Origin of the sequence: Streptococcus sp. 1343 (genome assembly GCF_013277355.1) — a bacterium.
GTDB lineage: Bacteria > Bacillota > Bacilli > Lactobacillales > Streptococcaceae > Streptococcus > Streptococcus pseudopneumoniae.
In genome coordinates, this window is sequence record NZ_VMMT01000013.1 from 1 (window position 1) to 11,458 (window position 11,458).

The 11,458-nt window shown below is 41.3% G+C and carries 6 protein-coding genes and 2 pseudogenes; 6 read left to right on the forward strand and 2 right to left on the reverse strand.

Features of this window, described 5'->3' with window-relative positions; translation table 11 throughout:
• Positions 1-78: 78 nt before the first annotated feature.
• Positions 79-1,270, forward strand: a pseudogene (locus HT709_RS01910) (group II intron reverse transcriptase/maturase).
• 83 nt (positions 1,271-1,353) lie between these two features.
• On the opposite strand, the gene HT709_RS01915 reads toward HT709_RS01910, so the two are convergent.
• The gene (locus HT709_RS01915) at positions 1,354-1,713 is read right to left on the reverse strand and encodes a tyrosine-type recombinase/integrase (RefSeq protein ID WP_078929799.1); all 360 of its coding nucleotides are present in this window, start codon (positions 1,711-1,713) and stop codon (positions 1,354-1,356) included.
• 105 nt (positions 1,714-1,818) lie between these two features.
• On the opposite strand from HT709_RS01915, the pseudogene HT709_RS01920 reads away from it, so the two are divergent.
• The 3 genes and pseudogenes from HT709_RS01920 to addA all read left to right on the forward strand — a co-directional run.
• Positions 1,819-1,974: pseudogene (locus HT709_RS01920) on the forward strand (diacylglycerol kinase family lipid kinase); the annotation flags it as partial.
• A 197-nt stretch (positions 1,975-2,171) separates the two neighbouring features.
• Complete coding sequence (gene rexB / locus HT709_RS01925; RefSeq protein ID WP_138703671.1) at positions 2,172-5,447, forward strand: ATP-dependent nuclease subunit B; 3,276 nt, start codon at positions 2,172-2,174, stop codon at positions 5,445-5,447.
• Positions 5,444-9,094: a helicase-exonuclease AddAB subunit AddA gene (addA, locus tag HT709_RS01930; protein WP_172925460.1), complete on the forward strand. Its 3,651-nt coding sequence runs from the start codon at positions 5,444-5,446 to the stop codon at positions 9,092-9,094. The genes rexB and addA overlap by 4 nt, the downstream gene beginning before the upstream one ends.
• Positions 9,095-9,116: 22 nt before the next feature.
• On the opposite strand, the gene HT709_RS01935 is transcribed toward addA, so the two are convergent.
• Complete coding sequence (locus HT709_RS01935) at positions 9,117-9,248, reverse strand: hypothetical protein (RefSeq protein WP_000692919.1); 132 nt, start codon at positions 9,246-9,248, stop codon at positions 9,117-9,119.
• A 22-nt stretch (positions 9,249-9,270) separates the two neighbouring features.
• Between HT709_RS01935 and HT709_RS01940 the strand changes: the two genes are divergently transcribed.
• Both HT709_RS01940 and HT709_RS01945 read left to right on the forward strand, forming a co-directional pair.
• Positions 9,271-10,449 (forward strand): hypothetical protein, encoded by a 1,179-nt coding sequence (locus HT709_RS01940; RefSeq protein WP_054393189.1) that lies wholly within the window; start codon positions 9,271-9,273, stop codon positions 10,447-10,449.
• A gap of 238 nt (positions 10,450-10,687) precedes the next feature.
• Positions 10,688-11,458 (forward strand): YSIRK-type signal peptide-containing protein (locus HT709_RS01945; RefSeq protein WP_240156664.1); only part of this gene is annotated, 771 nt, incomplete at its 3' end.

Genomic DNA, 11,458 nt, shown 5'->3' on the forward strand with positions numbered 1-11,458 from the left:
TCTGTCACGTATTGACTAGATGAAGGTTCACCAATATAAGATGTCCCTCAGGCACCAAAACAAGAAAGGAATAGGCACATGTCAAAATTGCTAGATAAGATAGTATCACGCGAAAATATGCTGGAAGCCTACAATCAAGGAAAATCCAATAAGGGCTCAGCTGGGATTGATGGAATGACTATCGAAGAGATGGATAATTATCTCAGACAAAACTGGCGCCTGACTAAAGAACTGATAAAACAGAGGAAATACAAACCTCAATCAGTCCTGCGAGTTGAAATCCCCCAACCCAATGGAGGTGTCCTTCAGCTTGGGATTCCGACAGTGATGGATAAGATAATCCAACAAGCCATTGTCCAAGCTCTTAGAGTACTTAAATGACGGCTATGAGTGGATAGTGGATATAGACCTAGAGAAATTTTTCGATAGGGTTCCTCAAGATAGATTGATGTCCTTAGTACATAATATTATCGAAGACGGAGATAGGGAATCCTTGATTCGTCAGTATCTTCATTCAGGTGTTATCATTAACGGTCAGCATCATAAAACGCTAGTTGGCACACCACAGGGAGGAAATGTATCTCCTCTCTTATCCAATATCATGCTTAATGAATTGGACAAGGAATTAGAAAAGAGGGGACTTCGATTTGTGCGCTACGCAGATGATTGTGTGATGACGGTCGGAAGCGAGGCAGCCGCTAAGCGTGTGATGTATTCAGTTAGTCGTTTTATTGAGAAACGGCTAGGTTTGAAAGTAAATATGACCAAGACTAAGATTACCAGACCAAGAGAGCTGAAATACTTAGGTTTTGGGTTCTGGAAATCATCATCTGGTTGGAAAAGTCGTCCACATCAAGATAGTGTTCGGAGATTTAAGTTTAAATTGAAGAAACTAACACAGAGGAAATGGAGTATAGACCTAACAAGACGTATTGAACAACTGAATTTGTCCATTCGAGGATGGATAAACTATTTCTCATTGGGAAACATGAAAAGTATTGTCACCAGCATAGATGAGCGCTTGCGTACTCGCCTACGAGTGATTATCTGGAAGCAATGGAAGAAAAAATCGAGACGACTATGGGGATTGCTTAAGTTAGGAGTTCCTAAATGGATAGCAGATAAGGTATCTGGCTGGGGTGACCATTATCAATTAGTAGCTCAGAAGTCGGTACTTAAACGTGCTATATCAAAACCAGTCCTTGAAAAACGTGGACTGGTTTCGTGTTTGGATTATTACCTTGAACGACATGCGTTAAAAGTTAGTTGAACCGCCGTATGCCGAACGGCACGTACGGTGGTGTGAGAGGGGCTAGAGATTATCTCCTACTCGATTTTGAGAGGCAAAACTTTTTAAAAAATCTTTTTCATAACTTTATCCAGTACATTGATTGCTTCATCTTTCATGTTCTTTGTGACGTGGGTGTAGATGTAAGTAGTGACTTCAGAGTCGGAATGACCAACCCCGTCCGTGATTGTTTTTAAAGGAATTTTATTTTCTGCTAAGATGCTAATAGTGGTGTGTCTGAAGATGTGAGGGGACAGATGTTTGGGAATTGGTTTTTTAAGGCGTTCGTTTGCTCGCTGGAGAGACTTGCTCAAGACGGAACTATGAACTGGTTTTCCTGTATTGGTAACAAAAATACGGTCGCTTTTGTGCCAATTCTTATCGGTTGTTTCTCTTAGACGATTTATAGTAGGTTGAAATAATATACGAACAGCTTGATTAGGGAAATCAAATTAATTTCTAGAAATATTTTAGCATCCACGGTGTACTATTCTAGTTTCAATTTACTATAGTTCAATCATTCTATCAAGAATATTGAATATATAAAAGCACCTACTATTAAAATTTCTTCTGATATCGAATTAGAGTCCGATGTCGATGGTGATAAATCAGATAATCTACCAGTCGACATCAAGGTACTAGGACAACACATTGAAGTCTACTCTGGACCTAAGGAACAATCATAAAACTCAAAGCCTTGTTACCGAGGATTTTTTTATTATGTGATTTTCAGTAGGCAGATTTATTCTATATACAAGTAAAGCTAAGTATTTAATATTTAGCAGATGATGAAGAAAAGAATGGATAGCCTAAATATTTTAACAGATTTACGAGACTAATCATGGTATAATATAGGGTAATGAAAAATTCCAACGAGGCAGAGATGAAATTACTTTATACTGATATTCGGACTTCTTTGACTGAAATTCTAACCAGAGAGGCGGAGGAGCTAGTTGTTGCTGGCAAGCGAGTCTTCTACATCGCTCCCAACTCTCTTTCTTTTGAAAAGGAACGCGCCGTGCTGGAATGCTTGTCCCAGCAGGCTTCTTTTGCGATTACCGTCACGCGCTTTGCTCAAATGGCTCGTTACCTAGTCTTGAATGACTTGCCTGCCAAGACTAGTCTAGATGACATCGGTCTTGGGATGGTCTTTTACAGATGCCTTGCAGAACTTGACCCCAAGGACTTGCGTGTTTATGGAGCTATCAAGCAGGATCCTCAATTTATCCAGCAGTTGATTGAATTTTACCACGAGATGACGACTGCTCAAATGAGTTTTTTGGACTTGGAGAGTTTGACGGATGAGGACAAGAGGGCCGATTTACTCTTGATTTTTGAGAAGGTAACGGCTTATCTCAATCAAAGCCAGTTGGCTCAGGGAAGTCAGTTGTCCCATTTGATTGAGGCTATTGAGAATGACAAAGTTAGTAGTGATTTTACTCAAATCGCTTTAGTTATTGATGGATTTACCCGTTTTTCTGCTGAGGAAGAGCGAATTGTAGACTTACTTCACGGCAAGGGTGTTGAGATTGTCATTGGGGCTTATGGTAGTAAGAAAGCTTATACCAGTGCATTCGCTGAAGGCAATCTCTATCAAGCTAGTGTGGAGTTTCTCCATCATCTGGCCTCTAAATACCAAACGCCTGCTCAGGACTATTCTCAAACTCATGAGAAGATGGATAGCTTTGACAAGGCCTCTCGTTTGTTGGAGTCTTCTTATGACTTTTCAGAACTCGCTTTGGATGTCGATGAGAAGGGCCGTGAAAACCTGCAAATCTGGTCTTGTTTGACGCAAAAGGAGGAGTTGGAGCTAGTAGCCCGCAGCATTCGTCAGAAATTACATGAGAACTCAGACCTGAGCTACAAACATTTTCGTATTCTCTTGGGGGATGTAGCTTCTTATCAATTATCTCTAAAAACGATTTTTGACCAGTATCAGATTCCTTTCTATCTTGGTAGAAGCGAATCCATGGCGCACCACCCTTTAACTCAGTTTGTCGAGTCTATTTTGGCTTTGAAACGCTATCGTTTCCGTCAGGAGGATTTGATTAATCTTCTCAGAACAGGTTTGTATACCGACCTTAGTCAGGCTGATATTGATGCTTTTGAGCAATATATCCGCTATCTTGGTATCAATGGCTTGCCAGCCTTTCAGCAAACCTTTACCAAATCCCACCATGGAAAATTTAATCTGGAACGTTTAAATGTTCTTCGTCTGCGTATTTTAACACCTCTTGAAACCCTCTTTGCCAGCCGAAAACAAAAGGCTGAAAACCTCCTACAAAAATGGAGTGTCTTTCTAAAAGAAGGAGCTGTGACCAAGCAGTTACAAGATTTGACAACCACTTTGGAAGCTGTAGAACAGGAAAGACAAGCCGAAGTTTGGAAGACTTTCTGCCATGTTTTAGAACAATTTGCGACTGTTTTTGCTGGTTCACAGGTTAGTCTGGAAGACTTCCTAGCCTTGCTCCATTCTGGAATGAGTTTGTCCCAATACCGTACCATTCCAGCAACAGTGGACACTGTTCTGGTGCAGAGTTACGATTTGATTGCACCATTGACTGCTGACTTTGTCTATGCTATTGGACTAACTCAGGACAATTTACCAAAAATTTCTCAAAACACCAGTCTTCTGACAGATGAAGAAAGGCAAAACCTAAACCAAACGACCGAAGAAGGCGTTCAATTACTGATTGCCAGCAGTGAAAATCTCAAGAAAAATCGCTACACTATGCTTTCCTTGGTCAATTCTGCTCGTAAGCAGTTGTTCTTGTCGGCTCCAAGCCTTTTTAACGAAAGTGAAAGTAAGGAATCTGCCTATCTTCAAGAGTTGATCCATTTTGGATTTAGGCGGAGAGAGAAGAGGATGAATCACAAAGGACTGTCTAAGGAGGATATGGGGTCCTATCACAGTCTTTTGTCTAGTCTGGTTGCCTATCACCAGCAGGGTGAGATGAGCGATACTGAGCAAGATTTGACCTTTGTCAAGGTTCTGGCGCGTATCATGGGTAAAAAACTTGACCAGCAAGGTCTGGAAAATCCTGCTATCCCAACCAGTCCAAGCAGTAAGCAGTTGGCTAAGGATACCTTACAGGCTCTCTATCCTGCTGAACAGGAATTTTACCTGTCTACATCTGGTTTGACGGAGTTTTACCGGAACCAATACAGTTATTTCCTCCGTTATGTTCTAGGCCTGCAGGAGGAATTGCGCCTACGTCCAGATGCTCGTAGTCACGGAAATTTCTTGCACCGCATTTTTGAACGTGCCTTGCAGTTGCCTGACGAAGATTCCTTTGACCAACGTTTGGAACAGGCTATCCAAGAAACCAGTCAGGAACGGGAATTTGAGGCTATTTATCAGGAAAGTTTGGAAGCCCAGTTTACAAAGGAAGTTTTGCTTGATGTGGCACGGACGACTGGCCACATTCTCCGTCACAATCCAGCTATTGAAACCATCAAAGAAGAGGCGAATTTCGGTGGGAAAGAGCAGGCCTTTATTCAATTGGACAATGGACGCAGTGTCTTTGTACGAGGCAAGGTTGACCGCATTGACCGATTGAAAGCTGATGGGGCGATAGGAGTAGTAGACTACAAGTCTAGTCTGACCCAGTTCCAATTTCCTCATTTCTTTAATGGTCTTAATTCCCAACTGCCAACCTACCTAGCTGCCCTAAAAAGAGAGGGGGAGCAGAACTTTTTCGGTGCCATGTACTTGGAAATGGCTGAACCTGTCCAATCTCTGTTGACCGTTAAGAATTTGGCAGGTGCAGTAGTAGAAGCCAGCAAGTCTATGAAATACCAAGGACTCTTTTTAGAAAAAGAAAGCAGTCATTTGGGTGAATTTTACAATAAAAACAAGTCTAATCAGCTGACAGATGAGGAATTCCAGCTCCTACTGGACTACAATGCCCATCTTTACAAGAAAGCAGCTGAGAAGATTTTAACAGGCCAGTTCGCCATTAATCCTTATACCGAAAATGGCAGAAGCATTGCCCCCTACGTCCAGCAACATCAATCCATCACAGGTTTTGAAGCCAATTACCACTTGGGTCAAGCCCGTTTCCTAGAAAAGTTGGACCTAGCTGATGGCAAGCGTCTGGTCGGAGAAAAACTCAAGCAAGCTTGGTTTGAAAAAATAAGAGAGGAGTTGAATCGATGAAGCCTATTCCCTTTTTAACTGAGGAGGAAATTCAAAAACTGCAAGAAGCAGAAGCAAATTCGAGCAAGGAACAAAAGAAAACTGCCGAGCAAATCGAAGCTATCTACACTTCTGGTCAAAATATCCTTGTCTCAGCGTCGGCTGGTTCTGGTAAGACTTTTGTCATGGCCGAGCGTATTCTGGACCAATTGGCGCGTGGTGTCGAAATTTCTCAACTCTTTATCTCAACCTTTACCGTCAAGGCTGCGACTGAACTCAAAGAACGCTTGGAGAAAAAAATCAGCCAACAAATCCAAGAAAGCGATGACGTTGACCTCAAACAACACTTGGGTCGCCAGTTGGCAGACCTACCCAACGCAGCCATCGGAACCATGGACTCTTTTACACAAAAATTCCTTGGTAAACATGGCTATCTGCTTGATATTGCGCCTAATTTCCGTATTTTACAAAACCAAAGCGAGCAACTCCTTCTAAAAAACGAAGTCTTCCACGAGGTCTTTGAAGCCCATTACCAAGGTAAGCAGAAAGAGACCTTTAGTCATTTGCTGAAAAACTTTGTTGGACGTGGAAAAGATGAACGGGGGCTGCGCCAGCAAGTCTATAAAATTTATGACTTCCTCCAATCCACCAGTAATCCTAAAAAATGGCTGAGTGAATCTTTCCTCAAAGGCTTTGAAGAGGTTGATTTTACCAATGAAAAAGAAAAACTGACTGAGCTAATCAAACAAGCTCTTTGGAATTTGGAAAGCTTTTTCCGTTACCATCTGGATAACGATGCCAAGGAGTTTCCCAAAGCTGCCTATTTAGAAAATGTTCAGTTGATTCTGGATGAAATTGGCTCCCTAAATCAGGAGTCCGATAGTCAGGCTTATCAGGCAGTACTTGCGCGTGTTGTCGCAATTTCGAAAGAGAAAAACGGCCGGGCCCTGACTAATGCCAGTCGTAAGGCTGATTTGAAGCCACTGACCGATGCCTACAACGAGGAGAGAAAGACCCATTTTGCTAAACTAGGACAACTGTCAGACCAGATAACCATTCTCGACTATCAAGAACGTTATCATCAAGACACATGGGAACTAGCTAAAACCTTCCAAACCTTTATGAGCGATTTTGTGGAGGCTTATCGTCAGCGTAAACGTCAGGAAAATGCCTTTGAATTCGCTGATATCAGCCATTACACCATTGAGATTTTAGAGAAATTCCCGCAAGTCCGTGAAGCTTATCAGGAGCGTTTCCACGAAGTCATGGTCGATGAGTATCAGGATACCAACCATATTCAAGAACGAATGCTGGAATTGCTGTCTAATGGCCACAATCGCTTTATGGTGGGGGATATCAAGCAATCTATCTACCGTTTCCGTCAGGCAGACCCGCAGATTTTCAATGAAAAGTTCCAACGCTATGCGCAAAATCCAAAAGATGGCAAGCTCATTCTCCTCAAGGAAAATTTCCGTAGCAGTTCAGAAGTGCTGTCAGCAACCAATGATGTTTTTGAACGTCTCATGGATCAAGAGGTCGGCGAAATCAACTATGATAACATGCACCAGCTTGTTTTTGCCAATAGCAAACTGACTCCTAATACTGAGAACAAGGCTGAATTTCTCCTCTACGACAAGAACGACACAGGTGAGGAAGAAGAGAGTCAAACAGAAACGAAACTAACTGGTGAGATGAGATTAGTCATCAAGGAGGTTCTGAAACTTCATCAGGAAAAAGGTGTTGCTTTTAAAGAAATTGCCCTTCTGACCTCCAGTCGCAGTCGTAATGACCAGATTCTCCTCGCCTTGTCTGAGTACGGGATTCCTGTTAAAACTGACGGAGAGCAAAACAATTATCTCCAATCCCTAGAAGTGCAAGTCATGCTAGACACCCTTCGTGTCATTCACAATCCCCTGCAAGACTATGCCTTGGTTGCCCTTATGAAGTCTCCAATGTTTGGCTTTGATGAGGACGAGTTAGCACGTTTGTCCCTTCAGAAAGCAGAGGATAAAGTCCAAGAAAATCTCTATGAGAAACTAGTAAATGCTCAAAAACAGGCGAGCAGCCAGAAAAAATTGATTCACACAGCTCTAGCTGAAAAACTAGAGCAATTCATGGATATACTAGCTTCTTGGCGCTTGTATACCAAAACCCACTCTCTCTATGACTTGATTTGGAAGATTTACAACGACCGTTTTTATTATGACTATGTTGGAGCTTTGCCAAATGGTCCTGCTAGACAGGCCAATCTCTATGCCCTAGCACTGCGTGCTGATCAGTTTGAAAAGAGCAATTTCAAGGGTTTGTCGCGTTTTATTCGTATGATTGACCAAGTCTTAGAAGCCCAGCACGATTTGGCAAGCGTGGCCGTCGCACCGCCAAAAGATGCAGTGGAACTCATGACCATTCACAAGAGTAAAGGGCTGGAGTTTCCTTACATCTTTATCCTCAATATGGATCAAGATTTCAACAAGCAAGACAGCATGTCAGAGGTCATTCTCAGCCGTAAAAATGGACTAGGACTTAAGTATATTGCCAAGATGGAGACAGGAGCAGTGGAAGATCACTATCCTAAAACCATCAAACTCTCTATTCCTAGCCTAACTTATATACAGAATGAAGAAGAATTACAGCTGGCAAGCTACTCAGAGCAGATGCGTCTACTGTATGTTGCCATGACGCGGGCTGAGAAAAAGCTCTATCTTGTCGGCAAGGGTTCTCGTGAAAAGCTGGAAGCCAAGGAATACCCAGCAGCCAAAAATGGAAAACTAAATAGTAACACTAGACTTCAAGGCAAGAATTTCCAAGATTGGATTTGGGCTATCAGTAAAGTGTTTGCCAAGGATTATCTCAACTTTAGTTATCGTTTTGTTGGAGAAGATCAGTTGACTAGAGAAGCCATCGGAGAGTTGGAAACCAGGAGTCCACTCCAAGATAGCTCCCAAGCAGACAATCGTCAATCAGATACCATCAAAGAAGCCCTTGAAATGCTGAAAGAAGTGGAAATTTATAATACTCTTCACCGCGCAGCCATTGAACTTCCTAGTGTTCAAACCCCAAGTCAAATCAAGAAATTCTACGAACCTGTTATGGATATGGAAGGTGTCGAGATTGCAGGTCAAGGCCAGTCAGTAGACAAGAAAATTAGTTTTGATTTACCAGATTTTTCAAGCAAAGAAAAGATAACAGGAGCTGAGATTGGTAGTGCTACCCACGAACTCATGCAGAGAATGGATCTCAGCCAGAGACCAACGCTTGCTAGCCTAACAGAAACACTCAAACAAGTTCAAACTAGCCAAGCTGTCAGAGACAAGATTAATCTTGATAAAATTCTTGCTTTCTTTGACACAGCACTCGGTCAGGAAATTATCGCTAATACCAACCATCTTTATCGCGAGCAACCTTTCTCCATGCTCAAACGAGACCAAAAGAGTCAGGAAGACTTTGTTGTCCGTGGAATCTTGGACGGCTATCTGCTTTATGAGGATAGAATCGTTCTGTTCGACTACAAGACAGACCGCTATGATGAACCAAGTCAACTCGTAGACCGCTATCGTGGTCAGTTAGCTCTATACGAAGAGGCTTTATCACGAGCCTATTCGATTGAAAATATTGAAAAATACTTGATTTTACTCGGTAAAGACGAGGTTCAAGTTGTAAAAGTATAATTTATACTCTTCGAAAATCTCTTCAAACCACGTCAGCTTCATCTGCAACCTCAAAACTGTGTTTTGAGCTGACTTCGTCAGTCTTATCTACAACCTCAAAGCTGTGTTTTAAGCAGCCTGCGGCTAGCTTCCTAGTTTGCTCTTTGATTTTCATTGAATATTAGAAAGGAGACCTCATGACACTTCCAGTTAGAAAATCCCTGTATGATGCAGTTTTACAGGCTTCAAAAGCGGATACTTGGGAACAAGCTACCAAGGAATGGAATGAAGTTTCCTTGATTTTTAACGGTATTGGCCGTAGCAATTGTGTCTGTGGAAATGCCATCAAGTACGCCTACGAACTCTTTAACGGTGTCACAGGTCAACGCCTCTTTCCAATTGGTAGCGACTGTGTTCGTCATTTTCATCGATTGTCCCTTGACCAGCAACTGGAAGAGGAAGAAAAACTGCTCAGAAAGGTTGAAAATCTGACCAGAAAAGCCCATAAAAAGGAGAAAATCAAGGTCAATAAAAGTGACTTTGACGAGCGACTTTTAAAATGGCTCTGGGAAAAAGATGTTTTCAAACCCAATCGTGGCAATCAATTTGCACCTGAGAGAGACTACCAGCTTTTCCTAGAAGTCTTTCAAGGAGGAAGTTGGACCAAGGCGGAGCCAAAGAAAAAAGCTCGGATGGAAGAAGTCCTTGAAAAGTGTATCAAGCCCTTTTTACTTGGAAAACCAGATGACCAACTCTACCTTGTCAAGCTAGGCAAGGAGAAAATTGACTACGAACAAGAACTTCGTATCCAGGCAGAGAAAGAACGCAAGAAGAGGGATAAAATCGCCAAGCAATATGCAGACAATCTGGTTCTAGCCATGGGACCCGCAGAGCGTGCTTATCAAGATTACTTTGGCTTTACAGAGACCCTGACTCAAGAAGAACGCAAGTGGGAGAAAATTCTTTTTGGTAAAAATCGGACAGAACGGGCTATCAAGGCCAAACAATACCAAAAAGAGCTGGAAAAAGACCAACGAATTGCTAGTCAGGATCCAATTGAAAGAAAGCAGAAGCAGACCTGGCTCCTCAATTCCTATTTTCGTGAGCTTCCTGAAGAAAAAGCCCGCTTTGCTCGGCTCTTATTAGAATATCGAAAAAGTGGAGAAGTGCCTTTTTCAACTGAATACTTATCAGACCATCTGCTAGACTTTTTCTATAAAATGAAAGCCTTTGAGTTTGAAATCGCACCAGAACAAGTCCGAGACTTTTTAAAAGAAAGCCTTCAGACAGAACATCTATCCTCAGCACAAGAAAGCTGGATAGAAGGAGTTCTCCTCAACTGCATCAAACCATTTTTAGAACGATTAGTGATATGAGTAACACCTGCCGTGGAAATTTCATGGTAGGTTACATTTTATCCAAAAAATAATAGGGAATTGCAAAACTACTACTTGGTATTTTATATATAAAAAAAGTATGAAAACGCAACTCAATTTTAAGACTTTTTGCTAAATAAAGAGTATAATTAAAGTATGTTCCCTTTTTTATAGATAGTACACTAATATAAAAAAGTTAGGCTTACATATTTTTAAAATTTTATTTCAAGGAGGAATAATGGAAAAGTATTTTGGTGAAAAACAAGAACGTTTTTCATTTAGAAAATTATCAGTAGGACTTGTATCTGCAACGATTTCGAGTTTATTTTTTATGTCTGTATTAGCTAGTTCATCTGTGGCTGCTCAAGAGACTAAAGGTGTTCACTACAAATATGTGACAGAGTCAGAGCTATCATCAGAAGAAAAGAAGCAGCTTGTATATGATATTCCGACATACGTGGAGAATGATGATGAGACTTATTATCTTGTTTATAAGTTAAATTCTCAAAATCAACTGGCGGAATTACCAAATACTGGAAGCAAGAATGAGATGCAAGCCTTAGTTGCTGGTGCTAGTTTAGCAGCTCTGGGGATTTTAGTTTTTGCTGTTTCCAAGAAAAAAATTAAGAATAAAACGGTATTACATTTAGTATTGGTTGCAGGGATAGGAAACGGTATCCTAGTATCAGCCCATGCTTTAGAAAATAATCTTTTACTGAATTACAATACTGACTATGAGTTGACCTCTGGAGAAAAATTACCTCTTCCTAAAGATATTTCAGGTTACACTTATATTGGATATATCAAAGAGGGAAAAACGACTTCTGATTCTAAGGTAAGTAATCAAGAGAAATCAGTAGCCACTCCAATAGATCAACAAAAGGTAGATTATACGATTGCACCGAATTTTATAGAGAATCCATCAAAAATACAAGTGATTAACGGACAGTATGAGGCTGTTCCAGAATTTAGGGATGGACAAGTTGGAACTGTAGCTACAGAGTCCGCT

Coding starts and splice junctions, on each gene's coding strand:
- HT709_RS01935 (WP_000692919.1), bottom strand. CDS start 9,248: ATGAAAATCAAAGAGCAAACTAGGAAGCTAGCCGCAGGCTGCTTAAAA.
- HT709_RS01940 (WP_054393189.1), top strand. CDS start 9,271: ATGACACTTCCAGTTAGAAAATCCCTGTATGATGCAGTTTTACAGGCT.
- addA (WP_172925460.1), top strand. CDS start 5,444: ATGAAGCCTATTCCCTTTTTAACTGAGGAGGAAATTCAAAAACTGCAA.
- rexB (WP_138703671.1), top strand. CDS start 2,172: ATGAAATTACTTTATACTGATATTCGGACTTCTTTGACTGAAATTCTA.